The sequence below is a fragment of the Photorhabdus temperata genome (assembly GCF_025384845.1).
Taxonomy (GTDB): Bacteria; Pseudomonadota; Gammaproteobacteria; order Enterobacterales; family Enterobacteriaceae; genus Photorhabdus; species Photorhabdus temperata.
Window position 1 is genome coordinate 1 of the sequence record NZ_JAJAFX010000031.1, and the last position, 24,102, is coordinate 24,102.

Genomic DNA, 24,102 nt, shown 5'->3' on the forward strand with positions numbered 1-24,102 from the left:
GGATCAGGGCTGGTATGAAATGCGCCGTCAGCTAGAATATAAGCAGCGCTGGCGCGGCGGTCAGGTACTGGCAGTCCCTCCGGCATACACCAGCCAGCGGTGCGCATGTTGTGGTCATACAGCAAAAGAGAACCGCTTGTCACAGAGTAAATTCGTGTGCCAGGTGTGTGGATATACCGCGAACGCCGATGTAAACGGCGCTCGTAACATTTTAGCGGCAGGACATGCCGTGCTTGCCTGTGGAGGGACGGTGCAGTCAGGCCGCCCGTCGAAGCAGGAACCAGACGCAGAGCGATCAGCCGTCGCCCACTAACGGGGATCCCCCTCTTGAGTCACGAAGTGCGAAAGTGGGGGAGGATGTCAAGATTGATATGTGTTGCGCTACTACGAAAATGTTAGACTGCGTCTAATTTCGTTATTATTCACTGTTATAACGCCATGATTTAACCTTGAGGAGTGTAGTGGCTAATGGCAAAAGAGAAAAAAAAAGGCTTTTTCTCCTGGTTCGGTCGTGGCCGTCAGGAAGAACAGCAAAAAGAAGAACAATTGGCAGCAGAGCAGGCGGAGCAACAACGTCTTGTTGAAGAGGCTGCAAAATTAGCCGCGGAACAGGCGGAACAAAAACGCCTTGTTGAAGAAGCTGCAAGATTGGCGGCAAAGCAGGCGGAACAACAACGCCTTGTTGAAGAAGCAGCAAGATTGGCAACAGAGCAGGCAGAACAACAGCGTCTTGCTGAAGAGGCTGCAAGATTAGCCGCGGAACAGGCAGAACAAAAACTCCTTGTTGAAGAAGCCGCAAGATTAGCTGCACAACAGGTACAAACTGAACAGTCAAAGCCTGCTGTATCAAAAGAGCAAGAGCGTCCCACTAAAGAGGGCTTTTTCACTCGCTTGAAACGCAGTCTGGTTAAAACGCGTCAGAATCTGGGTTCCGGCTTTCTCAGCCTGTTCAGTGGTAAAAAGATCGACGATGATCTGTTTGATGAATTGGAAGAGCAGTTATTGATTGCTGATGTTGGTGTTGATACTACCCGCAAAATCATTGGCAGTCTGACGGAGCATGCCAGCCGTAAAGAGCTGAAAGATGCGGAAGCATTGTATGCCAAATTGAAAGAAGAGATGTCTGGCATTCTGGCTAAAGTTGATAAGCCGCTGGATATTGAAGGAAAAACACCGTATATCATTCTAATGGTTGGTGTTAATGGTGTTGGTAAAACGACAACAATTGGTAAGTTGGCACGTCAGTTTCAGGCGCAAGGTAAATCTGTCATGCTGGCGGCCGGGGATACTTTCCGTGCAGCCGCAGTTGAACAGTTACAGGTGTGGGGGGATCGCAACCATATTTCGGTGGTGGCGCAGCATACTGGCGCTGATCCCGCTTCCGTGATTTTCGATGCTATTCAATCAGCTAAAGCTAAAGGTGTAGATGTACTGATTGCCGATACCGCAGGTCGTTTGCAAAATAAATCTCACCTAATGGAAGAATTGAAGAAAATTGTCCGGGTGATGAAAAAACTGGACGAAGATGCGCCACATGAAATTATGCTGACATTGGATGCCAGCACCGGCCAGAATGCGATAAGTCAGGCTAAATTGTTCCATGAAGCTGTTGGGCTGACAGGTATCTCACTGACAAAACTGGATGGGACTGCCAAAGGCGGGGTGATTTTCGCCATTGCTGATCAGTTTGAAATTCCTATCCGTTATATTGGTGTCGGTGAAGGAATTGAAGATCTACGACCATTTAAGGCAGACGATTTTATAGAGGCACTTTTTGCCCGAGAGGATTAATTACCATGATTCGCTTTGAACAGGTCAGTAAAGCTTATCTGGGGGGACGGCAAGCCCTACAAGGGGTGAACTTTCATTTGCGCCCTGCGGAAATGGCATTTCTAATTGGTCACTCAGGGGCAGGTAAAAGTACCTTGCTGAAACTCATCTGTGGCATTGAGCGACCTAGCGCCGGACATATCTGGTTTTCAGGTCATGATATCAGCCGGTTAAAGAGTCGTGAGGTGCCTTTCCTGCGTCGCCAGATTGGTATGATTTTCCAGGATCACCATCTGCTGTTGGATAGGACGGTATACGATAACGTGGCAATGCCACTGGTTATTTCAGGTGCGAGTACGGAAGATATCCGTCGCCGGACTTCTGCGGCATTGGATAAAGTGGGTCTGCTGGACAAAGCGAAAAATTTTCCGATTCAGCTTTCGGGTGGTGAACAGCAACGTGTCGGTATTGCCCGGGCAGTTGTGAATAAGCCAACTGTTTTGTTGGCGGATGAACCGACTGGTAATCTTGATGGTGAATTGTCAGAAGGCATTTTACGGCTGTTTGAAGAGTTTAACCGGGTAGGGGTGACGGTGCTGATGGCGACCCATGATATGTCACTGATTGAACGACGGAAATATCGTATTCTGACTCTGAGCCAGGGCCGTATGGCGGGAGAGCATCATGGTTAAAAATGTGCGTAAGGCAGCGGGGAAAGTAACAAGATCAAAAGGTAAAGCTCTGCAAGGGGGATGGCGTGAACAGTGGCGTTATGCCTGGATGAATGTGCTGACAGATATGCTGCGTCAGCCACTGGCAACTCTGCTGACGATTATGGTTATTGCGATATCTCTGACATTACCAAGCGTTTGTTACATTGTTTGGAAGAATGTCAGCCAGGCTGCGGAAAAATGGTATCCCACCCCTCAATTGACGGTGTATCTCGATAAATCACTGGATGATAACAGTGCTCAAAAATTAATAAGTGAGCTGAAAGCACTTGATGGTGTGGATAATGTTAATTATCTCTCACGTCAGGAAGCAATGACAGAGTTCCGCACTTGGTCTGGTTTTGGCAGTGCGCTGGATATGCTGGAAGAGAATCCACTACCCGGGGTTGCTATCATTACACCGAAAATCGATTTTCAAAGCTCACAGACGCTGACTACGTTGCGTGACCGGGTTTCTCAGGTCAAAGGTATTGAAGAAGTTCGGATGGATGATAGCTGGTTTGCCCGTTTGGCGGCGTTGACGGGGCTTGTCGGGCAAATTGCGGCAGTGATTGGTATTCTGATGGTCGTGGCGTTATTTTTGGTTATCGGTAACAGCGTGCGTCTCAGTATTTTCAGCCATCGTGACACGATTAACGTGATGAAGCTGATTGGTGCGACTGATGGTTTCATTTTGCGTCCATTCCTCAATGGCGGCGCTTTGTTAGGGGGGCTTGGTGCGATGTTATCATTGATATTCTCTGCCCTGTTGGTGTGGAAGCTCTCTGATGTTGTCACACAGGTTGCCAGCGTGTTTGGTACGACATTTAATTTGCATGGGCTTTCATGGGATGAATCCCTGTTGTTAGTTTTGATCTCCGCGATGATTGGTTGGGTAGCTGCCTGGTTGGCGACAACCCAGCATTTGCGCCACTTTACGCCAGAATAATTGAATTAATGCTTGTTATGGCTGGTACAAATAAAGTTACTTGCATAAATATAAAACAATCTGTTATTTTTTGCTCCGTGATTCCACGGTGGATGTTATCTATCCTGAAATTATTACAACCCCACGCATCTGTAACTTGAATATGCACATTCTGGTGATAGACTGTACCGCTGTATGTTGAGCATTGGTTTATAAACACTGATGTAATCTGTACTAACGATTTGAGCCTTAATTTGAGAGGATTTGAATGGCCAAAGAAATGCAAACCTTAGCGTTAGTTCCTCAAGGAAGTCTAGAGGGCTATATTCGCGCCTCTAATACCTACCCGATGCTGACAGCGGAGGAAGAGAAGGAACTGGCTGAAAGGCTGCATTACCAGGGAGATCTGGATGCAGCTAAGAAGCTGATTCTGTCTCATCTGCGCTTCGTTGTTCATGTCGCTCGCAGTTATGCTGGTTATGGCCTGCCCCAGGCGGATTTAATTCAGGAAGGGAACATTGGCTTGATGAAAGCAGTACGTCGTTTCAACCCGGAAGTGGGGGTGCGTCTGGTTTCTTTTGCTGTTCACTGGATTAAAGCTGAAATCCACGAATATGTACTGCGTAATTGGCGTATTGTTAAAGTTGCGACAACTAAAGCGCAGCGCAAGCTGTTCTTTAATCTGCGCAAAACTAAACAGCGTTTAGGTTGGTTTAATCAGGACGAAGTGGAAATGGTCGCCAAAGAACTTGGTGTGACCAGTAAAGATGTGCGTGAGATGGAATCTCGTATGTCAGCACAGGATATGGCGTTTGATATGTCTGCTGATGATGATAGTCAGGAAGGCTTGCCGATTGCCCCAGTTCTGTATCTTCAGGATAAAGCTTCTGATTTTGCAGACGGCATTGAAGAGGACAACTGGGAAAACCATGCCGCTGATAAATTGTCGGTAGCGATAGAAGGCTTAGATGAGCGCAGTCAGGATATTATCCGTTGCCGCTGGTTGGATGATGATAACAAATCTACCCTGCAAGAGCTGGCTGATAAATATGGTGTTTCTGCGGAGCGTGTACGTCAGCTTGAAAAGAATGCCATGAAAAAACTGCGTGTAGCAATTGAAGCATAAATAAAGTGATTTTGCGTTAACGCATTCACAATGAATAAGTTAAGAGGGCGATAATGATTTATCGCCCTTTTTGTTCCTTCTTTCAGAGTTTTCAACCAAACTAATCCGATGAAAATTGTTATTGCACCTGATTCATTTAAAGAGAGCCTTGGTGCCTTGCAGGTTGCTGAAGCGATAGAACAGGGATTTCGTGAAATCTATCCACGAGCTGAATACATTAAACTGCCGATGGCAGATGGTGGTGAAGGTACGGTTGAATCAATGGTAGCCGCCACCGATGGGCAAATTATCCACTTGTCTGTTACCGGCCCGTTAAATCAGCCGGTGGATAGTTTTTTCGGTGTACTGGGTGATGGAAAAACTGCGGTTATTGAAATGGCGGCGGCTTCTGGCTTACATCTGGTTCCGATGGAAAAACGTAATCCGCTGATAACCACGACGTATGGTACCGGAGAGCTGATACTGGCTGCTGTAGATAAAGGTGTCAGTAAGATAATCCTCGGTATTGGTGGTAGTGCGACTAATGATGGTGGTGCCGGTATGATGCAGGCATTGGGTGCTCGCCTGCTTGATGATTGTGGTGAAGAACTGAGGGCTGGCGGGGCCGCATTAAGTCAGCTTGCTGAAATCGATCTCTCTGGTTTGGATTCCCGTTTGGGTCAGACTGAAATTATCGTCGCCTGTGATGTATCTAACCCGTTATGTGGTGAGTTTGGTGCATCTGCTGTTTTCGGACCACAAAAAGGGGCGACCCCAGAGATGGTGAAAGAATTGGATGCTGCTTTACGCCATTACGGTGAAAAAATTGAATTCCTGACAAAAGTGAAGGTCATTGATGTACCGGGTACGGGAGCCGCAGGTGGTATGGGAGCGTCTTTACTTGGTTGGCTTAAAGCGAAATTAAAACCGGGAATTGATATTGTTATCTCCACGTTGGAATTGGAGAAAGTGGTACAAGGTGCTGATTTGGTTATTACTGGCGAAGGTCGGATGGATAGCCAGACTGTTTACGGTAAAACACCAATCGGCGTTGCCCGTGTCGCTAAAAAGTATGCTATTCCAACCATTGCATTGGTTGGTGGTATGAGTCAAGACTATAACGTCGTTCATGAGCATGGATTGGATGCTGTTTTCTCAATTATGCCCGGCGTTTGTTCTCTTTCGGATGCTCTTGCTTGTGGGCATCCGAATTTGCGGGTGACAGCCCGCAATGTGGCTGCCGTCTGGAAGATGAGTCAGCCCAAATAGTAGTTTGAAGTGGTATCATAACGAAAACCACAGGCATTCATAAAACCTTGTAACGCCGGTTCGTTAGCATCAGGGAAACCCGCGAGACTTAGCTTCCATTGTTTAACAGCAGGATGCCGGGTCTTTACTTCATTTATCAGATATAAACCCACCCCCCGGCGACGTGTTATTTCACGAACACATAAATCTTCAAGCAGGCCGGATTGATTACTGAGAGTGATTTTTACTGCGGCTAACAATCTGTCATTAAAACGGGCAGCAAACAGTTTCTTGCCGTTTTTTAGATGGATTTGCCATTGTTCTGGCGTTTGCTGAGGCCAGATTTTTCCCAAATCAATCATATCTTGTGCTGATAAAACAGTCAGTTGTTCGATAGTTAACTTCATGATTTTTCCATATCCATTGTAGATGAATAAACAGTCAGAATGTTGTGTGACTATTTTTATACGTTACTGGAAAAAATGTTTTTAACACGATCGATCTTTCGAGTTAAAGATTGCTTTACTAATATTTAACCAGAATATCACACCATGATTAGTCTAAATTACAACCATTTCTGGTGGTATTTTATTCTGTATTTGATGCTTTTTACTACCTTGCCAATTTGATTTTAAGCATGAAATGCTATTTTAATAACATGAAAAATAAAATCTTATTAATAAAAACCGCTTTATCTAATCATTAATCACAAACGGTCATGATTTCCAGCCAGATAATGAAAGATCTTAAAGGCAAATACAAGCAATCAGACCAATAACAACACGGGGATAAATAAATGAAAATCGTAACAGGTAAGGCATTATTAACCGGTTGTATTGCCATGGTAATGAGTTATTCACTGTGGGCAAAAGAGATTAAAGTAGCAATTGTGGGGGCGATGTCCGGCCCAGTTGCTCAGTATGGAGATATGGAATTTACTGGTGCACGTCAGGCGATTGCGGATATTAATGCCAAAGGCGGCATTAATGGCGATAAGCTGGTGGGTGTTGAATATGATGATGCCTGTGACCCAAAACAGGCTGTAGCAGTAGCTAACAAAGTGATTAATGACAACATTCGTTATGTTATCGGTCATCTTTGCTCTTCATCGACTCAGCCGGCATCTGATATCTATGAAGATGAAGGTGTCATTATGATTACGCCTGCGGCAACTAATGCTGATCTGACAACCCGTGGTTACCAAATGATTCTGCGTACTACTGGGCTGGATTCTGATCAGGGTCCAACGGCAGCGCAATATATTGTTGAAAAGATCAAACCTCAACGGCTGGCAATTGTTCACGATAAACAGCAGTACGGTGAAGGGTTGGCACGTTCTGTTCTCGATAAACTGAAAAAAATGGGAGTCAATACGGTATTGTTTGAAGGTGTTACTGCTGGTGATAAAGATTTCTCAGCACTAGTTGCCCGCTTGAAAAAAGAAAATGTGGATTTTGTCTATTTCGGTGGTTACTACCCTGAAATGGGACAAATTCTGCGCCAGGCTAAACAAGCGGGTTTGAATATCCGTTTTATGGGGCCGGAGGGTGTCGGTAACTCTTCGTTATCTAATATTGCCGGTGCTGCTTCTGAAGGAATGTTTGTAACATTGCCTAAACGATACGATCAAGCTCCGGCAAACAAAGCTATCGTTGATGCAATCAAAGCTAAGAAAGAGGATCCAACGGGCCCATTCGTCTGGACAACCTATGCCGCCCTGCAATCTCTGACAGCGGCAATGAGCCGTACCGGCAGCATGGAACCTGCTGATTTGGTGAAAGACCTGAAAACTAATCCGGTCGATACCGTGATGGGAACACTGAGCTGGAATCAGGCTGGCGACCTGAAAGGGTTTGAGTTCGGCATTTTTGAATGGCATGCAGACGGTTCTTCTACTTCTGTGAAGTAAAGCCATCCGAATGGCCGTCAGCCCCTGCTTGACAGGGGCTGCTATTCCAAGGGTACAGGATATGTCAGAGCAATTTCTCTATTTTTTACAACAGATGTTAAACGGGGTTACCCTGGGTAGCACTTATGCATTGATTGCCATTGGCTATACGATGGTTTACGGCATCATCGGGATGATTAACTTTGCTCATGGTGAAGTTTATATGATTGGCAGCTATGTCTCTTTTATTGTGATTGCTGCTCTGATGATGATGGGAATTGATCTGGGCTGGTTGCTGATTACTGCTGCTTTTTTAACATCAATTGTGATTGCCAGCGCTTATGGCTGGAGTATTGAACGGGTGGCTTACAAACCCGTTCGCCATTCCAAGCGCCTGATTGCGCTGATTTCTGCAATTGGGATGTCTATTTTCCTGCAAAATTATGTCAGCTTGTCACAGGGTTCCCGTGATCTGGCATTGCCGGGGTTGATTTCCGGGCAGTGGATATTGAGCGAAAGTGATGGATTTTCTGCCAGTATTACTGCGATGCAACTGATTATCTGGGTAGTGACATTCCTTGCCATGCTGGTACTGACGATGTTTATCCGCTATTCCCGTATGGGGCGTGCCTGCCGTGCCTGTGCGGAAGACCTGAAAATGGCCGGTTTGCTGGGGATCAATACTGACAAAGTTATTTCTTTGACCTTTGTTATCGGCGCGGCAATGGCAGCGGTAGCCGGTGTTTTACTGGGGCAGTTTTATGGTGTGATAAATCCATATATCGGTTTTATGGCAGGAATGAAAGCTTTCACCGCAGCTGTATTGGGAGGCATTGGCAGCATTCCGGGAGCAATGATTGGCGGCTTGATCCTGGGCGTTTCTGAAGCCCTGACTTCTGCTTATTTGAGCACAGAATATAAAGATGCGGTTTCCTTTGCTCTGCTTATCGTTGTGTTGTTGTTTATGCCTACCGGGATTTTAGGCCGTCCAGAGGTAGAAAAAGTATGAAACATGCCAATTGGATTAATGCCATTATCGCCTCAGCCGCTTTATTTGTTCTGGCTGTTTTTATGATGGGGATGCAGTTGTCACTGGATGGCACGAAGCTGGTCGTTTACCGTGCCGATGAAGTCCGATGGCTATGGATTGGCATCGGCTGTACGGTTGTTTTCTTGTTCCAGCTATTGCGTCCAATTGTTCAACAGACGATGAAGAAAGTGCCCGTTAAAAGCTGGACATTGCCGGATTTCGATGGTTCAACCAAAGGACAAAAACTACTGGCGGCATTGATTATTGTTGCCGCGATTGTCTGGCCATTTATTGTCTCCCGTGGCAGTGTCGATATTGCTACGCTGACATTAATTTATGTCATGTTGGGGCTGGGGTTGAATGTAGTTGTTGGTTTATCTGGGTTGCTGGTGCTTGGATATGCAGGTTTTTATGCTATCGGCGCTTATACCTATGCCTTACTAAGCCACTATTACGGGTTAGGATTTTGGCAGAGCTTGCCGTTGGCGGGATTAACGGCTGCTTTATCGGGGCTGTTGTTAGGTTTTCCGGTATTGCGATTGAGAGGTGACTATCTGGCAATTGTCACACTCGGTTTTGGCGAAATTGTTCGCATTCTGCTATTGAATAATACCGAAATAACGGGTGGCCCGAATGGTATCAGCCAGATACCAAAACCGACTTTCTTTGGGTTGGAATTTAACCGCAGCGTGAAAGAGGGCGGTTGGGATACTTTCCATAACTTCTTTGGTCTGAAATACGATCCAAGTGATCGGGTTATTTTCCTCTATCTGGTCGTATTGTTGTTGGTGATACTGACCGTATTTATTATCAATCGGTTACTGCGTATGCCATTAGGCCGCGCGTGGGAAGCACTGCGTGAAGATGAGATTGCTTGTCGTTCTCTTGGGCTGAGTCCAACCCGTATTAAACTGGCCGCGTTTACTATCAGTGCTGCATTTGCCGGTTTTGCCGGAACCTTGTTTGCTGCCCGGCAGGGTTTCATCAGCCCGGAATCCTTCACCTTTGTTGAATCTGCGTTCGTGCTGGCGATTGTAGTGCTGGGTGGAATGGGTTCGCAGACTGCGGTGATTCTTGCGGCCATTCTGTTGGTGGTTTCCCGTGAGATGATGCGTGATTTGAATGCCTATAGCATGTTGCTGCTGGGGGCCATGATGGTGCTGATGATGGTTTGGCGTCCGCAAGGATTGCTACCGATGAAACGCCATAATGTTAAATTTAAACGGCAGGAAAGCCAACCTCAGGGAGGAGAACAGGCATGAGTGCAACACCATTATTGCAGGTTTCCGATCTGACCATGCTCTTCGGTGGTTTGCTGGCGGTTAACAATGTTGCCCTGATATTAAATCAAAGCGAAATTGTCTCTCTTATTGGGCCTAATGGCGCAGGGAAAACCACGATCTTTAATTGCTTGACAGGATTTTACCGTCCGACCAGCGGCACAATAAAATTGCGGGAAAAACATCTGGAAGGGTTATCCGGGCAGGCTATTGCCCGTATGGGTGTTGTCAGGACATTTCAGCATGTGCGATTATTCCGTGAGATGACTGTGATTGAAAATCTATTAGTAGCGCAGCATCAGCATCTGAAAAGTGGTCTTTTCTCTGGGCTTTTCAAAATGCCGGCATTCCGCCGTGCGGAATCTGAGGCTGTAGATCGGGCCGTCGTTTGGCTGGAGCGGATTGGCTTGTTACCACTGGCAAACAGACCGGCGGGTAATTTGGCCTATGGTCAACAACGCCGTCTGGAGATTGCCCGCTGTATGGTAACACGCCCGGAAGTTTTGATGCTGGATGAGCCTGCTGCGGGCCTGAACCCGAAAGAGACAGCAGAACTTAATATCTTAATTGCTGAACTGAGAAAACATCATCAGGTTTCTGTGTTGCTGATTGAACACGATATGAAACTGGTGATGGGGATTTCTGATCGTATTTATGTGGTTAATCAGGGAACACCTTTGGCACAAGGGCGACCGGAAGAGATTCGTAACAACCCGGACGTTATTCGGGCATATTTGGGAGAGGTGTATTAATGATGTTGGAATTCAAACAGGTATCTGCCCACTATGGCGAAATTCAGGCGCTGCATCAGGTGAGTCTGAATATTCAACAGGGAGAAATTGTCACTCTGATAGGTGCAAATGGCGCAGGAAAAACGACGTTGCTCAATACGTTATGCAGTGAACCCCGAGCGACTGAGGGCTCTATTATTTTTCGCGGCAAAGATATCACGCAATGGCCGACTGCACGTATTATGCGTGAGGCCATTGCGATTGTTCCTGAAGGGCGCAGAGTCTTTGCCCGTATGACAGTGGAAGAAAATTTGGCGATGGGCGGCTTTTTTGCTGACAAAACTCAGTATCAGCAGCGTATTGAACGGGTTTATGATTTATTTCCCCGGTTACAGGAAAGGCGAAATCAGCGGGCTGGAACGATGTCCGGTGGTGAACAGCAAATGCTGGCAATTGGCCGCGCTTTGATGAGCCAGCCACAGTTATTATTGCTGGATGAACCTTCACTGGGATTGGCGCCGATAATTATCATACAGATTTTCGATACCATTCAGCAGTTGCGGGAAGAAGGGATGACAATCTTTCTGGTTGAGCAGAATGCAAATCAGGCGCTAAAACTGGCTGACCGGGGATATGTCTTGGAAAACGGTCAGATCGTACTGGAAGACAGTGGTGCGGCGTTATTGGCTAATGAAGCAGTGAGGAGTGCGTATTTGGGAGGGTAATATCTTTCTCAGCCTAAAGGAGAGTGTCATGTGCATTGGTAAGCAGTGCCGGAAAGGTTATTTCTCCCAAGGAGAGGGTGTCGTTAATTATATTATTTTCGACCTATGAATAACACTCCCTCCTAAAAATATGTTGTTAATACCTGAAAATGTAATTTAAAGCGAGTTAAAATGATATTCTCTGCTTGAATTGCATGTGATCTAATTTTTGTGTAAGAGAATGATTTTTCTACCAATAAATTATTTAATTCTTTGCTTGGATGTCAGTTAATTATTAAATAATATAGCCAGAAGAGTTTTTTTTCTTTTGGCTTTAAAGTTAAATTTGTTATTTTAATATAATGATTATTTATTGATTAATTTATTTGTTCTTTTGTTTTTCCATCGATTTATATATTTATGAATAAAGAAAGTTTTCAGCCAGCGATTAATGAGTAATACACCCAATATGAAAATAACAATACCAGACCATGAAATAGTATAATTAATTACCCAATTGATCAACAAAAGGATAATACTGGTAATAATAAACCTCACTAAATGACGATAAAATTTTGCTTCTAATGCAACTTGTTGCTGAATTTCATCTCGCTTTTTATCAATGGATTTAGCTTGTTCTTGGGTGATTTTGTCAGTTTCTGGGGAATAGAGGTCTGTCACTTTTATATTAAACGCGGACGCTATTGCGGCCAGCGTTTCTAAACTTGCTTTTTCGCCATTTTCCAGACGTTGTATGGTCCTGACACTTAAAGATGATAATTCAGCAAGTTGCTCCTGTGACCAGGCTCTGGATTGCCGTAATTCTTTGATTCGATATCCACTCATTTTTAATACCTTCTTTAGCATTCAAAAGTGAACTTATCATAAAAGAAGCATAACAACAGGAACACGACAGATACCTGACAGGAAGCTGACATTTGGCTGCCAGATGCCTATTTAGCATTATCGGTTTTACCTCAATCATTACCTTCCTTATAAGCAGACATATATTCTCTTGGTGGTTTCCCGGTCATTTTCTTGAAAAAGATTATAAAAGCGCTGTCACTGGAAAATTCTAACTCATTAGCGACAGATGATAAATTACCCTGTTTCGCCAGTAATTCTATAGATTTGATCAAACGCCACTGTTGTCGCCATTGTTGATAATTGAGACCTGTTTCCCGGCGAAATATCCGGCTGATAGTTTTCTCACTGGCGCCGATATTCATTGCCAGTATTTTGAGCGGTGGTGGAAGTGTCGTCATAGGGATGCAGGCCAAACGACGATCACAAGGGAGTGGCAATAATGTTGGCTCTCTCTTTGCCTGGCGGATTTCGTCAAGACAAACCGCTAATAGGTTAGTAGCAGGCCCATGTAACCAGTCTGTGCTGAAAGGTGACTGCGCTATTCGTTCCAATACTGCACGCAGCAAAGGTGTCACTTCCAGTACTTCAATATGTTCTGCCAGATACCCGATCTGATTGATATCCAGATAAATAGAGCGATATCCGACAGATTCTTTTATCTCTGCTCGATGAGAGATACGTGGTGGGATCCAGGCAACCCGGGTTGGTGGAAGTATGCATAAGTGATCCGCCAGGGTGATACTGATACATCCTTGCTGGGTAAATAATAATTGTCCCATCTCATGTTGATGAAACCCTGAATCATGCTGGCCTAGTTCAGCGGCGATCCCAACAACCGGTACTCCAAGGCTATCAGGATCAAAACTATCATCGCGGGAAAGCCATGCCATATTTATGTCCTATTTAATAAATAAATTGTCTTTATTATTGTAATGCGACAATTGAGATCATGCTAATTTATGCTTATCGTCTAATTGAATTAGGTAAAATCACAATGCAACGTAAACTTGGGCTTACGCTGGCAACAGCGTTAATGATGTTTCCACAAGTTGTAGAGACCATCTATAGCCCAGCATTAACCGATATTGCAAAGGGATTTAAGGTGAGTGCTGAACAGGCTGCTCAAACTTTATCTTTATATTTTTTCGCTTTTGCTATCGGCGTGGTTATTTGGGGGCGCATGTGTGATCTCATAGGCAGACGCCCAACGATATTAAGTGGGTTGCTGCTCTATAGTGGTGCTTCATTAGTGGCATTATTCAGCAGCCAATTTGAGTTATTACTGGTTGCCAGAATGTTATCCGCATTTGGTGCCGCAGTCGGTTCGATAGGAACTCAAACAATGATGAGAGATTCTTATCAGGGGAGCGAATTAGCACGGGTGTTTTCCGTCATGGGCATAGCTTTAGCGGTCAGTCCGGCTGTTGGCATGATGAGTGGTGCTGTTTTGGTCTATTTAGGGGGATATAAAATCGTCTTTTTCGGCTTGTCTCTGCTTGCGGTATTACTATCAGGCTGGTCTGCTATTTATCTGCCTGAAACCCGCCCGGCAGCAGTGGTGATAATGCCGCTAACAAGCACTTTAATTATGATGTTCAAGGACGTGGCAATTTGGCGTAATGCTCTGTTGATATCACTCTTTAACTTATGTTTGTTGAGTTATTATCAATTAGCTCCGTTCAATTTTGAACGGTTGGGATTCTCTTCTGAGATGTTTGGTTATACCGGATTGCTTTTGGCGCTAGGGTCAGGTATTGGCGCTTGGTTAAATAAATTCTTGTTAAACAAAAAATGGCGTTCATCAAATTCAGTATTACTTGCTGCTATTATCCTCCTGATCGGCGGAGGAATGATAATGGTTCTGGAAGCCACCTGGTTTTTTATCCTGCCGATGATTTTGATTGTTGTAGCCTACGGAATCGCTATTCCCAATATCTTGGCTTCTGCATTGATTGATTATACGGATAGATTGGGAACAGCAGGAGCATTGTTTGGTTTGCTGTATTATTTGATCTTGGGTGGGGGATTGGCGTTAGCAGGCTGGAACCAACGTCTTGGTGTTGTCTTGGTATTTTGTGGTTGTTTTATTCTATTTTTGGCGGTAATTAATTGTTTAATATTAATAAAATCAGAGATTAACACATCAATTACGGAATAATCTGATGCTGGAATAATTCTGTATTATCGGTAATTAGTTGACAGGTTAATAATATTTGAAAATTACAGATACAAAGTATATTTATAATAAGATCTTATTTAAAAAAATAGCCGTATTTTAAAAATACTGAAAAATTTCTTATTTGCAACAATGCATTCCCGCAATAGGATGATAAAATTATATGAAAGTATTAAGAAATTATATATGAAAAATACGTGGTTAAAAGAAATTTTTGCTATCAAGTCTGATTGAAAATAACAAATTAATCTCTTTCTGAAAGAAAAATATAGCTTGATTTGCGGTTTTTAAGTGAAAAAACATTTAAATATTTTGTGCTATACTTTCTAAGTGACAAATTGAAGTGAGAAAACTACTTAGCTCACTCATTAACAGTCTGGTCATTATCCTGAATTATCTGAATATTTAATGGATATTCGGCTAAATAAGAATTATGGAGAACTGATTATGTCACGTTCTAACGATGTGTGTGTAGCAAGTCGTGATTCAGATTCGAAAAATATCTTTCCGAAATGTTTATCTGGAAAGCATATCACTCCAATACCGTTGGGGAATTTGGGCTCTTCATCAGGGTCTATCATTTTTTTAGTGATGCCGTTATTCCAACGAAACCAACACCAGCGGATCTGGCTGGTATGAGATTGTATGATGAGGAGGAGATAATAAAGCTGCTTCATATTGCCGCAAAAAAGGCAAAAGAAAGACTTGATGCAGATGATTCAGAATTGCTAGGCAACTAAATAATCTGCATTTTGTCGCGTAAGGCCCCCAAAGTTCGGCATTACTTTTCTTGATTTGGCAAAAAAGGTACTTTACCGAAAGGTAAAGTACCTTTTTTAGTGAACTAATTGATAGCTATTAGTTCATGCCATATTTTTTCAATTTCTTACGCAGTGTGCCACGGTTGATGCCCATCATCAGGGCAGCACGTGTTTGGTTGCCACGGGTGTATTGCATCACCATGTCCAACAATGGCTGCTCCACCTCAGCCAGTACCAACTCATACAGGTCATTAACATCTTGACCATTTAGTTGAGCAAAATAGTTCTTCAGTGCTTGTTTAACTGAGTCACGCAAAGGTTTTTGAGTAACCTGATCTTGTGAATTTACAGTAGCAACGGTTAGTACGTCAGAATTTACGCGTTGTTCGAACATAGTTCTGTCAGCTCTTTTCTTTATATTACGCAAAATTTTCGAAATATGCCTTCAACACCTCCAGCTGTTCGCTGGCATCCTCTATGGTGTTGAATGTGCGCCGGAACTGGTCATCAGGAGCATGTTCCCGGAGATACCAAGATACATGCTTACGTGCGATACGGGCTCCCTTGCCTGGACCATAAAAGTCGTGCAATTCCCGTATATGCTCGTTCATTAAATGCTGCACTTCGCCAATCGGCATCGGTGGCAGCAATTCTCCTGTTTCCAGATAATGCTGGATTTCCCGGAAGATCCAGGGTCTTCCCTGAGCAGCGCGGCCTATCATCAGAGCATCAGCCCCGGTGTATTCAAGCACTGCTCTGGCCTTAAGCGGGTCAGTTATGTCACCATTGGCAATAACCGGGATGGTAACAATCTGCTTAACTGTCCGAATATTGTCGTACTCTGCTTCTCCGTTAAACAAACAGGATCGCGTCCTGCCGTGAATCGTCAGAGCCTGAATACCACAACGCTCGGCCAATTGGGCAATCTTTACACAATTTCGTTCTTCTGGCGACCATCCAGTGCGGATTTTCAGCGTAACAGGAACATCTACTGCATTTACAACCGCGGACAGGATCTTTTCGACCAATTCCGGGTAACGCAATAAAGCTGAACCTGCCAGCTTACGATTCACTTTCTTGGCTGGGCACCCCATGTTGATATCAATGATCTGAGCACCATTAGCGACGTTAATCTTCGCTGCCGCTGCCATTTCATCAGGATCATTGCCGGCAATTTGCACGGAACGAATTCCCGGTTCGTCACTGTGAACCATACGTAGCCGGGATTTGTCTGTCTTCCAGACCTGTGGGTTGGAAGATAGCATTTCCGATACTGCCATACCTGCACCCATTTCGTAACATAGTGACCGAAACGGACGGTCAGTTATGCCAGCCATTGGGGCCGCAATAAGACAGTTTTTCAGCTGGTATTGTCCGATACGCATAGACGAAGAAAGAGTGGCCATACTGTGACTGCAAGGGCGCGTATATTACGCATTTTTCGCAAAATATGAAAGGCCAAACTTTGAGCAAATCGACATTTGTTACAACTTTTTTCCAGCTTTCCTTCTGAGGTAAATCTAATTTTTCATAAATAACATGGTGTTATATGTTATCGGTAAAGTTTATCACTCGGGATTTTTCTATCGGCCAGTTTGCCGATAGCACGGATTATCATCAGTGAGCGATCAAAAATTACTCTCGTCATCATAGCAAAATAAAATAATTCTAACTTGCTACTATTTTTACCCCAGATATCCGACACCATTCTTCCTGCTCCGCAACAGGATCGATCACGAATTTATCAGTATAGGCTTGAATAACACTTTCTGCCTGACTTGCCAAAATACCCGATAAACCCAACAAACCACCCGGTTTTGGCAATGCACCGATTATAGGTGCGAGTTCACGCAGAGGGCCTGCCAGAATATTAGCAATTACTACATCAGATTCAAGATCGTTTGGCTGATCTTTCGCCAAATATAGCGTTAAACGCCCCAAAACGCCGTTACGCTCTGCGTTATCGCGGCTGGCCTGAATGGCTTGCGGATCGATATCGATGCCGATAGCGTGTGCGGCACCGAGTTTTAGCGCTGCAATTGCCAATATGCCGGAGCCACAACCGAAATCAATGATGGTTTTACCTTCCAGATTGAGGCTGTCCAGCCATTGCAGGCATAACGATGTGGTTGGGTGGGTGCCTGTACCAAAAGCCAGCCCAGGGTCCAGCATGACGTTTACGGCATCTGGATCAGGAACGTCACGCCAGCTTGGGCAGACCCACAAGCGGTTACCAAAACGCATTGGGTGGAAGTTATCCATCCATTCACGCTCCCAGTCTTTGTCTTCTAATTGCTCGATCTTATGGATAAATCCTTGACCTAACTGAGGAGCGTGTTCGAGTTGGCTGATAACGGCTTTCATATCCGTTTCAGCATCATAAAGTCCGATGACATCGGTATCTCCCCATAAACGGGTTTCGCCTGGCAGGGGCTCGAATACAGGGTTATCGTGGCTGTCCTGAAAGGTGACTGATACTGCTCCACTTTCCATTAGATTATCCCCCAGGGATTCTGCCAGCTGTCCTGTGGTATTTAATCGAAGTTGTATCCAAGGCATAAAAATTCTCTTTAATTAAAAATAGGTTAAAACGACCCGCTTAGTGAAGCTTGACCATCCGTTGCGGCAACCGGTGGCCGATGGTATTACCAATCCCGAAAGCCAACAGGCTGAATAGTAGTGATGGAACGATCGGATGAAAGTCTAATAGATAAATATCGAAACTGGCGAGCAGGGTGTAACTTGCTGCCCCTGTAATCATCGAACTGACAGCGCCATATGCATTGGCTTTTTCCCAGTACAGTCCCAGCACTAATGGCCATAGGAATACGGCCTGTAAGCCACCGAAAGCCAGTAGATTCAACCAGATAATCATCTCTGGTGGGCGCAAGGCGGCTAAAAGTAGTAACAAACCAAGAACCAGGGTTGAAAGACTGGAAATCCGGGCTAGTTTTTTCTCCTGTACGATTTGTTGTGGAAACCGGTTTAGATAGAGATCTTTCACGATTGTCGCAGAAGATTGCAACAGTTGTGCATTAATTGTTGACATAATTGCTGCCATCGGTGCGGCCAGAAAAATTCCGGCAGCGAATGGTGGCAAGACGGTGATCATCAATGTTGGGATGACTTGATCGGGAATGGCTAAATCAGGAATAATCGCCCGACCGAGTGCGCCTGCCAGGTGCATACCAAACATGAGGATTGCCATGACAATGGTGCCGATGATAATCCCACGATGGACAGCTTTGCTATCGCGGTAGGAGATACAACGAACGGCGGTATGAGGCAGCCCAATGACACCAAAACAGACCAATATCCAGAATGATGCCATGAAAGGCCCGCTGAGGATGTGGTCCGCGCCTTGTGGGGAAACGAGTTCAGGATTGATCGTCCGTAATGTGGCAACCGCTTCCGTCAGACCACCTGCCTTATAGATAATCGCTACCAACAGCAAAACGGTGCCTAACAGCATGACTAGCCCTTGCAGGGCATCATTGAGGACACTCGCTCTGAAGCCGCCAAATGCGGTATAGAGCGCGATAGAGACACCGAAAATCATTAATCCGGTACCATAAGGGATACCCGCGGCAGTTTCCAACAGGCGTGCACCGCCAATAAACTGAACGGTCATTGCGCCAACAAAAGCGACTAAAAGACTCAGGCTGGCAAACCAAACCAGAAGGCGACTGCCATAACGGGCATACAGCATGTCATTGAGGGTGACGGCATTATAGCGACGAGCGAGAATGGCAAATTTCTTACCCAGCACACCAAGGGAAAGCCATATTGCCGGTAACTGAATCAGCGACAGCAATACCCATCCCAGACCATATTTATAGGCTGCTCCTGGCCCGCCAATAAATGAGCTGGCACTGATATAGGTGGCGGTAATGGTCATTGCCAGTACAAAACCGCCCATTGAACGGTTACCCAGGAAATACTCAGTCAGGAAAGCGCCTTTTTGGCGGCGCCGGTAAGCGTAGACTGACAGAAGAAATACCAGCGCAAGGTAACCTAGCAGAGGTAAGATAACGTCACTTTGCATTCTCATCCTCCAGCGGGACTTCTTTGAAAATAAACTTCACCATTAACCAGCAGAGGATGATAAATACTACGGGTAGTAGCAGACATGCCATTTCAAACCAACGAGGTAAGCCAGTGACACCCGGGGTATCACTGGGTAAATAGGCTGTTATCAACCAGCCAATGAGATAAGCAAGTGTCAGGAACACAGCCCAGCGTGCTTCTTTATGGGATTGAACAAATCGTCTGTCCATTCGTTCTTCCGGTAATTAAATAAATAAGATGGGAAGAGCGGAATTGTACGGCAAGATGCGGATTTATTCAGGAAAAATGTGATATGTAGTCAATAGCCTGAGTTTTGTTTAGAAATAGCAACGGACAAAATAAAGAGAGAATCTGTTTACACAGACTCTCTTGGTTAATGAGTTAAAAACTGGTGAAGGCTAAATATCGCGTTTTATAGCTTCTCTTCCACTGGACCTGATGCGCGAGAATCACTTCTTGTTCAGCGTTTGCCAACGCTGGTACACCTTGATAGCGCTTTCGTCCTTCTTCTGGATCATGGGCAGGCGGCGTTCCTCGATGGGCTTCGCGTACTCTGCGTAGAACGTATCCAGCTCGAAATACTTGCGATCATCCTTGTAGAATGGTGCGTAGTCTTCGCGTGTGGTGATGTAGATGACCTGTTTCGGACTACAGTAGTAGAGCGAGCCTAGGCACATAGGGCAGGGGCTGGCGAGAATGTAGATATCGCAGTCGGTTAGGTGCTCAGTCCCGAGCTTCTTGCACGCTTCCCGTACGGCCAGGATTTCCGCGTGTGCGGTCGGATCGCTGGTCTGTGCTACTAGGTTCGGGCTTTCAGCGATGATGTCGCCATCACGTACGATCACGGTGGCGAACGGCCGGCCCCCTTCCTCCACATTTTTCATCGCAAGGTCGATGGTGCGTTTCACAAAATTCATGGAAAAAACCTCATTGGAAATAGATTGAACCAAGGCGTGGTTGCCGACTCCGAGAGTTCGCGATGGAACGAGCCACCAATGACCACGCCGCGTTACTCATTGCCAAGGTTACCCGATTGCGGTGATGGGCAATGATTTCTGGCAACAGCCAGTGGGTTAGAACGGCTTGGTCGGCAGATACTTGCCGTCCAGGGCCAGCTTATTGCCTACCACCTTGGCAGCGTCGGCCGGTAGCGCGTGCTGACCGAGCAGCGCCGCAGTGACGAAAGCCTCGTTTAGGCCAGTGCCTTCGGTGATCTGGGCGAAGGAGAGATCCTTCTTGGCTTTGGCAATGAGAATGACTTCCGACAGGGCATGACGGGCGTTCTTGCTGATTTGAGACTGGATCATAGTGATACCTCTTTTATATTAGAAGTTGCAGGTCAAACAGCTGTAAGGCGCTGGATGGGATTGGCGCGGACTTCAGGGTTGATCTTCTGTGTCGTGTAATGAATCGATTGATTGAAGATTACTTCCGGATATCCATAAGGTAAAAGACTGATTTATTATGCACCCCATAGGCATACCTTATGGAGATCCACATGCTTTTACGACATATCAACTACTTTCTTGCCGTGGCCGAGCACCACAGCTTCACGCGCGCCGCTACAGCCTTGCATGTGTCTCAGCCGGCACTGTCCCAGCAGATTAAGCAGCTCGAGGAAACCCTTGGGGCGCAGTTGTTTGATCGAACCGGACGTACCACGCGGTTGACGGATGCTGGCGAGGTCTATTTCCGCTACGCACGATGGGCATTGCAGGACTTGGAGGAAGGAAAGCGGGCGATCCACGATGTTGGTGACCTGAGTCGCGGTTCTCTGCGCGTTGCTGTTACGCCGACGTTCACGACTTACCTTATCGGCCCCTTGATCGAGTCGTTCCACAATCTCTATCCCAACGTCACGTTGACGGTTCGGGAGATGTCGCAGGAGCGCATTGAAGAGCTTTTGGTCGATGATGAACTTGATGTTGGGGTTGCGTTTGATGAGATCCTCTCGCCTGACATCTACGCACAACGACTTCTGGTGGAGACGTTAGCGCTGGTCGTCGGTAAGGGCCATCCCCTTGCAAAGTGTCGAACGATGAGTCTGAAAGCCCTGAACAACGAGTCTCTGGTTCTCCTCACGTCCGAGTTTGCTACACGGAAGCAGATCGATCGTTATTGCAGGCAGAACGACATTCGTCCCCGCGTTTTGATGGAGGCCAATTCGCTGAGTGCTGTCATTGAGATCATCCGACATACAAGCCTTGCCACGTTGCTGCCGGCAAAGATTGCCAGTGACCGGGAGGAATTGGTTTCGATTGTTCTAACCCCTTCACTGCTGCAAAGAACGGCAGTTCTCATGCAGCGAAAAGGAGCGTACCAGACGGCTGCGGCGCGGGCATTTATCGAGCTTGCACTGGAGTATGGAACAGCTAAGTGCGTGTAGATACCTATGACCTGAAAGGAAGGGGCTTCCCGCGAAAAGCATGGTGAGGATATTCTAAACGATGTTTGTTACGTCTACCGATACAATCGCAGCGGGAATAGGTTTTACTCTTGTAAGCCGGGTTAACATATTTAACCTGAATGCCTGCCGCCTGGGCCTGGTACTCCACATAACCGCGCTGGAATGATATAAACATGTGTCCATTCTTGTATTGGGCACTGAGTTTCTGTAAAAAAGCAATCAAACACTGTTTTTTGATAATTTCATCCTTTCAATACTTCGTGATATTTAGGCGGTTTTCAGGTCTTCGGTGTTTGTTAATGAGCGTAATAGAATAGGCTTAATTATCTGGGTGGTTTCAGGCTTGAGACTCACCCTGATGGAATGGAAGGAAATGGATAAAATCGGTAGTCATATTAGATGATATCAGTTTGTATAAAAAATAAGCTTAACGTGGGATATTTTACGTTTTCCAAGCGACCCCCAAAGTAAAGATTTTCGCAGGGCTTACTTTGAAAAAGAACTAAAAATATTAGGTGTATTAAATAAAAGGTGGGAATTAATAGCCAAGAAAAAAATTGAGGAAATATTAGAAAGATCGCCGTACATAGACAATAGTGGTGGAGAATAACTATCTGAGCGCAGATCAGATAGATAATTTTGCGGCGAGAGCCAAAGGCTGTGAGGCGCGTGGCGATTGCAAACAGATCGTGAAAGAAATGGAAGATCTGAGCCTTAAGCAGTAAAAAGAAATGATCGCAGTGTGTTCTTCCAATCCCGCAGCTTGCAAGGAAAAATACGGCGATATCCCGGCTAACGGTATGCTGGTACGTCAAGCCATCGATCGCGTACTGGGTGACGATGTGCCATCGAAGATGAAGAATGATATGTCTTCATTGTTAGCACAGCAGATTGAAGCCGAAGGCGTGGTCTCCAGCACGGAATTTGCCAGCCAGTTACAGAGCCGCTACGGTATCGACAAGCAGCAGGCAGAGATTTTAGCGAGTGCCGCATTAGGGGCTGTAACTGGCGGCATGAGCAACAAAGGGGCTAAGTTTTCAAAAGTTGTAACAGATAACAAAGACAGCAACTGGAGCGCAGGCAAAGGTCAATATAGTCCGAAGGATCAGGGCACGGTGACAAATGTTGAGCATCCGACGGGTAGGTTTGACGCGAGGTCACTACCTAATGCCAATAAAGGAGCTAAACCGGAGACAATAGGAAAAACCACAAGCGGTGCGGAAAATGCAGCGACTTACCCGAAGTTAAAAGAAGATTTAGTGCAACGAAACCTTAGTCATATTGCTTTGCAAGGCCCAAGGTTGGCAGCTGTAGTTAAAGGTGATAATGGTAAGCTCAATTATGGCATTGGTACCGGAACCAGAGCAGAAGCGGATAGATTAGGCAAAGTCTGGGTAGGAGATGGAGCCAAGAAGACTACTGGAAATGGCTGGGTTAGTGCGGATGGTACGAGAGGTTATAGACCTCTATCAGAGAAACCTAGTACTACAGCCGTAGATACCAGAAAGTTGCATTTTCCTTGATGCTCACAACTCTGAGAAACCGCATGAATTAAGCTTTTCTATGAGTGTCTTTTCTGTTGAAAAAAGTAAGTACGGCTGTAGTATTAGTGTTGGCAGAACACGAACTCCCAGATTATCTGGTTCGATTATTGATGCAATTACACGCCCATTATCACTATATTGTTGAACAAATAGCCGGGTTGGAAGCTGAACTAAAACACACAATCACAACGGATGACACCGCCCAGCGTTTTATGACCATCCCGGGTGTGGGTCCAATCACAGCCAGCTTACTTTCTTCACAGTTGGGAGACGGCCAACAATATGCCAAAAGTCGTGATTTTGCCGCCTCAACGGGATTAGTCCCCAGGCAATACAGCACGGGAGGAAAAAATACCCTGCTGGGTATCAGCAAACGAGGCAATAAGAACTTGCGCAGATTACTGGTGCAATGTGCACGAGTATTTATGCAGCGATTGGATAATTATTCAGGAAAACTGGCTGACTGGGTCAGGCAGCAGCTTGAACGAAAACACGCCAATGTCGTGACTTGTGCACTGGCGAATAAATTAGCCCGGATAGCTTGGGCCATCACGACACAGCACACGGTATTTGACGCCTGATTCTGCGTCATTATGAATAAATTTAAACGTTACCTCACTGGTTTTGCGAAGACTGATAATTGATGACATGAACGGCCTATCGGCCTGATGAGAAACCTAAAGGTTAAGATGGCTTATTAAAGCCGAGTGGTTTTTTAGGAACATCAGGCGCGGAACTCATCGAGGCGCGGGCATCCTTGCCTATAGTGACGCCGGATAGATTTAAGCAAGCCCAAAATTCATCAAAATTAGTGTTGCAAAAACGAGGGTGACCATAGATTTAACCTTTCATATGGAAGAATAAAAAAATCCGCCTGTACTTAAT

26 protein-coding genes and 2 pseudogenes are annotated in these 24,102 nt (G+C 45.5%); 17 read left to right on the forward strand and 11 right to left on the reverse strand.

The window, feature by feature from the left end; translation table 11 throughout:
* From LGZ99_RS13305 to LGZ99_RS13330, 6 genes are all read left to right on the forward strand, one after another.
* Window positions 1-313: RNA-guided endonuclease InsQ/TnpB family protein (locus LGZ99_RS13305; RefSeq protein ID WP_262979190.1), on the forward strand; the 313-nt coding region annotated here is incomplete at its 5' end.
* 155 nt (window positions 314-468) lie between these two features.
* Window positions 469-1,791, forward strand: a complete 1,323-nt coding sequence (ftsY, locus tag LGZ99_RS13310) for a signal recognition particle-docking protein FtsY (RefSeq protein ID WP_036837464.1) — start codon at window positions 469-471, stop codon at window positions 1,789-1,791.
* Window positions 1,792-1,796: 5 nt separating this feature from the next.
* Complete coding sequence (gene ftsE, locus LGZ99_RS13315) at window positions 1,797-2,462, forward strand: cell division ATP-binding protein FtsE (protein ID WP_021324319.1); 666 nt, start codon at window positions 1,797-1,799, stop codon at window positions 2,460-2,462.
* Window positions 2,455-3,429 carry a permease-like cell division protein FtsX gene (ftsX, locus tag LGZ99_RS13320; protein WP_036837465.1) on the forward strand — a complete coding sequence of 325 codons (975 nt, stop codon included), beginning with the start codon at window positions 2,455-2,457 and terminating at the stop codon, window positions 3,427-3,429. Before ftsE ends, ftsX begins: the two co-directional genes overlap by 8 nt.
* 247 nt (window positions 3,430-3,676) lie before the next feature.
* The gene (gene rpoH / locus LGZ99_RS13325; RefSeq protein WP_021324317.1) at window positions 3,677-4,534 is read left to right on the forward strand and encodes an RNA polymerase sigma factor RpoH; all 858 of its coding nucleotides are present in this window, start codon (window positions 3,677-3,679) and stop codon (window positions 4,532-4,534) included.
* Between the two features lie 108 nt (window positions 4,535-4,642).
* Window positions 4,643-5,782, forward strand: a complete 1,140-nt coding sequence (locus LGZ99_RS13330; RefSeq protein WP_262979191.1) for a glycerate kinase — start codon at window positions 4,643-4,645, stop codon at window positions 5,780-5,782.
* Here LGZ99_RS13330 and panM read toward each other — a convergent pair.
* A complete protein-coding gene (gene panM / locus LGZ99_RS13335; RefSeq protein ID WP_036837466.1) occupies window positions 5,770-6,168 on the reverse strand; it encodes an aspartate 1-decarboxylase autocleavage activator PanM in 399 nt (132 codons plus the stop codon). The two genes, LGZ99_RS13330 and panM, sit on opposite strands and share 13 nt — an antisense overlap.
* A gap of 389 nt (window positions 6,169-6,557) precedes the next feature.
* Between panM and LGZ99_RS13340 the strand changes: the two genes are divergently transcribed.
* From LGZ99_RS13340 to livF, 5 genes are all read left to right on the forward strand, one after another.
* Window positions 6,558-7,670, forward strand: a complete 1,113-nt coding sequence (locus tag LGZ99_RS13340; RefSeq protein ID WP_036837467.1) for a branched-chain amino acid ABC transporter substrate-binding protein — start codon at window positions 6,558-6,560, stop codon at window positions 7,668-7,670.
* A 61-nt stretch (window positions 7,671-7,731) separates the two neighbouring features.
* Window positions 7,732-8,658 (forward strand): high-affinity branched-chain amino acid ABC transporter permease LivH, encoded by a 927-nt coding sequence (livH, locus tag LGZ99_RS13345; RefSeq protein WP_021324313.1) that lies wholly within the window; start codon window positions 7,732-7,734, stop codon window positions 8,656-8,658.
* Complete coding sequence (locus tag LGZ99_RS13350; RefSeq protein WP_036837468.1) at window positions 8,655-9,941, forward strand: high-affinity branched-chain amino acid ABC transporter permease LivM; 1,287 nt, start codon at window positions 8,655-8,657, stop codon at window positions 9,939-9,941. Before livH ends, LGZ99_RS13350 begins: the two co-directional genes overlap by 4 nt.
* Window positions 9,938-10,711 carry a high-affinity branched-chain amino acid ABC transporter ATP-binding protein LivG gene (gene livG, locus LGZ99_RS13355; RefSeq protein WP_036837469.1) on the forward strand — a complete coding sequence of 258 codons (774 nt, stop codon included), beginning with the start codon at window positions 9,938-9,940 and terminating at the stop codon, window positions 10,709-10,711. Before LGZ99_RS13350 ends, livG begins: the two co-directional genes overlap by 4 nt.
* A 2-nt stretch (window positions 10,712-10,713) precedes the next feature.
* Window positions 10,714-11,415 (forward strand): high-affinity branched-chain amino acid ABC transporter ATP-binding protein LivF, encoded by a 702-nt coding sequence (livF, locus tag LGZ99_RS13360; protein ID WP_031280519.1) that lies wholly within the window; start codon window positions 10,714-10,716, stop codon window positions 11,413-11,415.
* 345 nt (window positions 11,416-11,760) lie between these two features.
* Here the strand turns inward: livF and LGZ99_RS13365 are convergent, their stop codons facing one another.
* Together LGZ99_RS13365 and LGZ99_RS13370 are read right to left on the reverse strand one after the other, a co-directional pair.
* The gene (locus tag LGZ99_RS13365; protein ID WP_021324308.1) at window positions 11,761-12,240 is read right to left on the reverse strand and encodes a helix-turn-helix domain-containing protein; all 480 of its coding nucleotides are present in this window, start codon (window positions 12,238-12,240) and stop codon (window positions 11,761-11,763) included.
* Window positions 12,241-12,371: 131 nt separating this feature from the next.
* Window positions 12,372-13,151, reverse strand: a complete 780-nt coding sequence (locus LGZ99_RS13370; protein WP_036837474.1) for an AraC family transcriptional regulator — start codon at window positions 13,149-13,151, stop codon at window positions 12,372-12,374.
* A 104-nt stretch (window positions 13,152-13,255) separates the two neighbouring features.
* Here LGZ99_RS13370 and LGZ99_RS13375 point away from each other — a divergent pair, with 104 nt between their 5' ends.
* A complete protein-coding gene (locus LGZ99_RS13375) occupies window positions 13,256-14,419 on the forward strand; it encodes a multidrug effflux MFS transporter (protein WP_036837526.1) in 1,164 nt (387 codons plus the stop codon).
* A gap of 530 nt (window positions 14,420-14,949) precedes the next feature.
* Window positions 14,950-15,177 (forward strand): hypothetical protein, encoded by a 228-nt coding sequence (locus LGZ99_RS13380; RefSeq protein ID WP_023043560.1) that lies wholly within the window; start codon window positions 14,950-14,952, stop codon window positions 15,175-15,177.
* Window positions 15,178-15,295: 118 nt separating this feature from the next.
* Here the strand turns inward: LGZ99_RS13380 and fis are convergent, their stop codons facing one another.
* The 7 genes and pseudogenes from fis to LGZ99_RS13415 form a co-directional block, all read right to left on the reverse strand.
* On the reverse strand, window positions 15,296-15,592 hold the full coding sequence (gene fis, locus LGZ99_RS13385; protein WP_010847912.1) for a DNA-binding transcriptional regulator Fis: 297 nt from the start codon (window positions 15,590-15,592) through the stop codon (window positions 15,296-15,298).
* A 25-nt stretch (window positions 15,593-15,617) separates the two neighbouring features.
* A complete protein-coding gene (dusB, locus tag LGZ99_RS13390) occupies window positions 15,618-16,583 on the reverse strand; it encodes a tRNA dihydrouridine synthase DusB (protein WP_036837529.1) in 966 nt (321 codons plus the stop codon).
* A gap of 283 nt (window positions 16,584-16,866) precedes the next feature.
* Window positions 16,867-17,757 (reverse strand): 50S ribosomal protein L11 methyltransferase, encoded by an 891-nt coding sequence (prmA, locus tag LGZ99_RS13395; RefSeq protein WP_036837476.1) that lies wholly within the window; start codon window positions 17,755-17,757, stop codon window positions 16,867-16,869.
* A 40-nt stretch (window positions 17,758-17,797) separates the two neighbouring features.
* A complete protein-coding gene (gene panF, locus LGZ99_RS13400; RefSeq protein ID WP_036837478.1) occupies window positions 17,798-19,243 on the reverse strand; it encodes a sodium/pantothenate symporter in 1,446 nt (481 codons plus the stop codon).
* Window positions 19,233-19,475, reverse strand: a complete 243-nt coding sequence (locus LGZ99_RS13405; RefSeq protein ID WP_021324300.1) for a YhdT family protein — start codon at window positions 19,473-19,475, stop codon at window positions 19,233-19,235. Before LGZ99_RS13405 ends, panF begins: the two co-directional genes overlap by 11 nt.
* Before the next feature lie 240 nt (window positions 19,476-19,715).
* Window positions 19,716-20,183 (reverse strand): nucleoside deaminase, encoded by a 468-nt coding sequence (locus LGZ99_RS13410; RefSeq protein ID WP_021324299.1) that lies wholly within the window; start codon window positions 20,181-20,183, stop codon window positions 19,716-19,718.
* A 186-nt stretch (window positions 20,184-20,369) separates the two neighbouring features.
* Window positions 20,370-20,573 (reverse strand): annotated as a pseudogene (locus tag LGZ99_RS13415) (cyanase); the annotation flags it as partial.
* Window positions 20,574-20,764: 191 nt separating this feature from the next.
* Here LGZ99_RS13415 and cynR point away from each other — a divergent pair.
* Window positions 20,765-21,652 carry a transcriptional regulator CynR gene (gene cynR, locus LGZ99_RS13420; RefSeq protein WP_023043555.1) on the forward strand — a complete coding sequence of 296 codons (888 nt, stop codon included), beginning with the start codon at window positions 20,765-20,767 and terminating at the stop codon, window positions 21,650-21,652.
* A gap of 4 nt (window positions 21,653-21,656) precedes the next feature.
* Here cynR and LGZ99_RS13425 read toward each other — a convergent pair whose 3' ends face one another.
* Window positions 21,657-21,848 (reverse strand): zinc ribbon domain-containing protein, encoded by a 192-nt coding sequence (locus LGZ99_RS13425; protein WP_262979192.1) that lies wholly within the window; start codon window positions 21,846-21,848, stop codon window positions 21,657-21,659.
* Between the two features lie 424 nt (window positions 21,849-22,272).
* Between LGZ99_RS13425 and LGZ99_RS13430 the strand changes: the two genes are divergently transcribed.
* The 3 genes and pseudogenes from LGZ99_RS13430 to LGZ99_RS13440 all read left to right on the forward strand — a co-directional run.
* On the forward strand, window positions 22,273-22,398 hold the full coding sequence (locus LGZ99_RS13430) for a hypothetical protein (protein WP_021324296.1): 126 nt from the start codon (window positions 22,273-22,275) through the stop codon (window positions 22,396-22,398).
* Between the two features lie 6 nt (window positions 22,399-22,404).
* Window positions 22,405-23,196 (forward strand): hypothetical protein, encoded by a 792-nt coding sequence (locus tag LGZ99_RS13435; protein ID WP_262979193.1) that lies wholly within the window; start codon window positions 22,405-22,407, stop codon window positions 23,194-23,196.
* Window positions 23,197-23,279: 83 nt separating this feature from the next.
* A pseudogene (locus LGZ99_RS13440) lies at window positions 23,280-23,798 on the forward strand (IS110 family transposase); the annotation flags it as partial.
* Window positions 23,799-24,102 lie beyond the last annotated feature (304 nt).

What these genes read in the sequence shown, in the direction of transcription:
- fis (WP_010847912.1), bottom strand. Translation starts at nt 15,592, where the DNA reads ATGTTCGAACAACGCGTAAATTCTGACGTACTAACCGTTGCTACTGTA.
- LGZ99_RS13330 (WP_262979191.1), top strand. Translation starts at nt 4,643, where the DNA reads ATGAAAATTGTTATTGCACCTGATTCATTTAAAGAGAGCCTTGGTGCC.
- LGZ99_RS13410 (WP_021324299.1), bottom strand. Translation starts at nt 20,183, where the DNA reads ATGAATTTTGTGAAACGCACCATCGACCTTGCGATGAAAAATGTGGAG.
- rpoH (WP_021324317.1), top strand. Translation starts at nt 3,677, where the DNA reads ATGGCCAAAGAAATGCAAACCTTAGCGTTAGTTCCTCAAGGAAGTCTA.
- LGZ99_RS13375 (WP_036837526.1), top strand. Translation starts at nt 13,256, where the DNA reads ATGCAACGTAAACTTGGGCTTACGCTGGCAACAGCGTTAATGATGTTT.
- dusB (WP_036837529.1), bottom strand. Translation starts at nt 16,583, where the DNA reads ATGCGTATCGGACAATACCAGCTGAAAAACTGTCTTATTGCGGCCCCA.
- panM (WP_036837466.1), bottom strand. Translation starts at nt 6,168, where the DNA reads ATGAAGTTAACTATCGAACAACTGACTGTTTTATCAGCACAAGATATG.
- LGZ99_RS13350 (WP_036837468.1), top strand. Translation starts at nt 8,655, where the DNA reads ATGAAACATGCCAATTGGATTAATGCCATTATCGCCTCAGCCGCTTTA.
- livF (WP_031280519.1), top strand. Translation starts at nt 10,714, where the DNA reads ATGTTGGAATTCAAACAGGTATCTGCCCACTATGGCGAAATTCAGGCG.
- ftsY (WP_036837464.1), top strand. Translation starts at nt 469, where the DNA reads ATGGCAAAAGAGAAAAAAAAAGGCTTTTTCTCCTGGTTCGGTCGTGGC.
- livG (WP_036837469.1), top strand. Translation starts at nt 9,938, where the DNA reads ATGAGTGCAACACCATTATTGCAGGTTTCCGATCTGACCATGCTCTTC.
- livH (WP_021324313.1), top strand. Translation starts at nt 7,732, where the DNA reads ATGTCAGAGCAATTTCTCTATTTTTTACAACAGATGTTAAACGGGGTT.
- LGZ99_RS13380 (WP_023043560.1), top strand. Translation starts at nt 14,950, where the DNA reads ATGTTTATCTGGAAAGCATATCACTCCAATACCGTTGGGGAATTTGGG.
- LGZ99_RS13365 (WP_021324308.1), bottom strand. Translation starts at nt 12,240, where the DNA reads ATGAGTGGATATCGAATCAAAGAATTACGGCAATCCAGAGCCTGGTCA.
- cynR (WP_023043555.1), top strand. Translation starts at nt 20,765, where the DNA reads ATGCTTTTACGACATATCAACTACTTTCTTGCCGTGGCCGAGCACCAC.
- LGZ99_RS13425 (WP_262979192.1), bottom strand. Translation starts at nt 21,848, where the DNA reads ATGTTTATATCATTCCAGCGCGGTTATGTGGAGTACCAGGCCCAGGCG.
- LGZ99_RS13435 (WP_262979193.1), top strand. Translation starts at nt 22,405, where the DNA reads ATGATCGCAGTGTGTTCTTCCAATCCCGCAGCTTGCAAGGAAAAATAC.
- ftsE (WP_021324319.1), top strand. Translation starts at nt 1,797, where the DNA reads ATGATTCGCTTTGAACAGGTCAGTAAAGCTTATCTGGGGGGACGGCAA.
- ftsX (WP_036837465.1), top strand. Translation starts at nt 2,455, where the DNA reads ATGGTTAAAAATGTGCGTAAGGCAGCGGGGAAAGTAACAAGATCAAAA.
- prmA (WP_036837476.1), bottom strand. Translation starts at nt 17,757, where the DNA reads ATGCCTTGGATACAACTTCGATTAAATACCACAGGACAGCTGGCAGAA.
- LGZ99_RS13370 (WP_036837474.1), bottom strand. Translation starts at nt 13,151, where the DNA reads ATGGCATGGCTTTCCCGCGATGATAGTTTTGATCCTGATAGCCTTGGA.
- panF (WP_036837478.1), bottom strand. Translation starts at nt 19,243, where the DNA reads ATGCAAAGTGACGTTATCTTACCTCTGCTAGGTTACCTTGCGCTGGTA.
- LGZ99_RS13340 (WP_036837467.1), top strand. Translation starts at nt 6,558, where the DNA reads ATGAAAATCGTAACAGGTAAGGCATTATTAACCGGTTGTATTGCCATG.
- LGZ99_RS13405 (WP_021324300.1), bottom strand. Translation starts at nt 19,475, where the DNA reads ATGGACAGACGATTTGTTCAATCCCATAAAGAAGCACGCTGGGCTGTG.